The sequence below is a fragment of the Peribacillus sp. P4_C12 genome (assembly GCF_056402095.1).
Genome location: NZ_JBFUIB010000573.1, coordinates 1 through 2,168 on the forward strand (window position 1 = coordinate 1; position 2,168 = coordinate 2,168).

The 2,168-nt window shown below is 34.4% G+C and carries 2 protein-coding genes and 1 other RNA gene; 1 reads left to right on the forward strand and 2 read right to left on the reverse strand.

Features of this window, described 5'->3' with window-relative positions:
- Positions 1 to 207 (reverse strand): family 14 glycosylhydrolase (locus AC1DUW_RS26630; RefSeq protein ID WP_477643908.1); only part of this gene is annotated, 207 nt, incomplete at its 3' end.
- Between the two features lie 627 nt (positions 208 to 834).
- On the opposite strand from AC1DUW_RS26630, the gene AC1DUW_RS26635 reads away from it, so the two are divergent.
- A complete protein-coding gene (locus AC1DUW_RS26635) occupies positions 835 to 1,377 on the forward strand; it encodes a ribonuclease H-like YkuK family protein (RefSeq protein ID WP_053346069.1) in 543 nt (180 codons plus the stop codon).
- A 219-nt stretch (positions 1,378 to 1,596) separates the two neighbouring features.
- Here the strand turns inward: AC1DUW_RS26635 and ssrS are convergent.
- Positions 1,597 to 1,783: non-coding RNA, 6S RNA (ssrS, locus tag AC1DUW_RS26640), on the reverse strand.
- Between the last annotated feature and the right edge of the window lie 385 nt (positions 1,784 to 2,168).

The following is a 2,168-nucleotide window of genomic DNA, read 5'->3' on the forward strand; positions in this document are numbered from 1 at the left end:
CTTATTATCTTTTTTACTCTCGACTAATCCCCACCAGATATCTGTTGTTATTGCATATACTCCATTTTCCTTCAACTGAATCAATTCTGCTTTAAATGCTTCCCAATCTGTTATTTCACCCAATGGCGCCATCACATATAGCTTGTAATCTGGTTTTACTTCTGCAAAACCAGGTGAAGTACTTGATAAAGGAACAAAATACAGCATAAAGGTAAACATGCCAATAGATAATTTTTTCAAAAAACCACACCTTCCCTTATGATAATAGAAACCGAGACTTAGTAATAAAATCAGAAATAAGGTTCATGATGTGATTACGTTTTCATTTTCGTGAAAAATAAAGTTGACCTTTACAAAAAAGTATATTTCACTTGGAAATATTTATCAATTATTTTTTCGGGAAATATAGGGAATATCCGTCTCAGTATAATAGCTAAGCAGGGACTTCAGGAGTTCATAACTCCTCAAAAAAGAAAAACTGGATAGTCCTAAAAAAAGACTATCCAGAAAAAAATTCCTAATGGATGCTCTTTCTATATGTTTAGTTTGGGATATATTTTCGAACCGTTAACAATTCAATCTATTAATAAGCTTCATCAGCAAAGGTCATTCTCGTCCATATCGGTATCTCTCAAATAGATTTTTCATTAAGGATTTTGCTCTCTTAATAAGAGCTCTTTCTTACATTTCTTTTTATTGATGACTACATCTTCATTTGAGGGTTGGTTCTACTCACTGCACGAAACAAGAACTTACTTCATATGATGTGTTATTGGCGGGAAGTAGATATGGAACAATCAGTATTATAACCAGGGAAAGGTTGGGGGCAACAATATGAGGCAATATCCAATTCATAACATTCCATTTCAAAATCTTCAGGAAAAAAACATGTCATTTGAAGAAGTATTCGATCATATTGTAGAGTTCATGAAATTAAATCCATCTGGTAACTATCGATTGATGTTCGGTACTGATTCTCAAGTACATAAAAAACATACGGTTTTCATTACAGGCATTGTGATACAGCAGGTCGGGAATGGTGTGTGGGCTTGTATAAGAAAAGTGACGATTCCTAGAAGGATGACCCAATTACATGAACGTATTTCCCATGAATTGTCGTTAACTGAGGAGATTGTATCCATGTTTACGGAAGAAAGAAAAAATCAGTTAATCGATATTGTACTGCCTGCTGTATATCAAGGGGCAACGTTCATCATGGAGGGCCATATTGATATCGGGATTGGAAAACGGAACAAAACAAGTGAGTTTGTAAAAGAAATGGTAGCTAGGATGGAATCCATGGGAGTGGAACCCAAAATTAAACCCAATGCTTTCGTTGCCTCAAGTTATGCCAATCGGTATACAAAGCAAGAATAAATGTTGCCAATACAACATGTAAGGTACCAAGCTGTAAACTATGGCATTTTTTTCAAAAAAAAGTAAGACGGTTGAAAATAAATATATTAGTTCAATATGGGTTCGATATTATCGGTTCGATTCTTCAGACTACAAAGCGATACATACAATTCCTATAGTACATTGTGAAAAAACAGCAAAAAACCGGCCTCAGACCGAGACCGGTTTCAACATTTAAAGATGTAAGCCGCCATTGCCGTATTCAGTAAGAAAGTTTTAAACCACCACTCCTCAAAGTGGGTGTTTGCAGAAAAAATCCTGTTGTCCAAGTCAGTGACAAGGCATAACATTCCTGTTTCAATATAAAACTCCCTATTACAGCTTAAAGGTTAAAACTTAATAATCATTACGAACAGCGCAGCTTGTATACTTATATTACCTAAACTCCGCTCATTCCACAATGTAAATAATTACCACTATCTAAAAAGATTCCGCAAAGCCCTATACAACCTAAAATAGCTACGAATGAATTGAACATTTGTAAATCAAAATATCGGTATATTCCCATATTTACTAACTTAAATGATCACTGTCTCAAAAGTTTATGTAATGAGGGTAGGGCGAAATTTTTTTCATATCCTTCCCTGGCTACTGATATAATAGAATCTATTAAAAAAGGTMAACYAGTAATTTTTACTGGTCGACCTTATAAAGCGAAAGTAGACGCTCGTGTGAATGTAATTTAAGATGGATAATTAATTTTACCAGTTTCAACTAATTGTTTTAACCCTTCAAACATATAACCCCAACCT

Excerpts from the sequence above, each read along its gene's own strand:
- AC1DUW_RS26635 (WP_053346069.1), top strand. The coding sequence starts at position 835 with ATGAGGCAATATCCAATTCATAACATTCCATTTCAAAATCTTCAGGAA.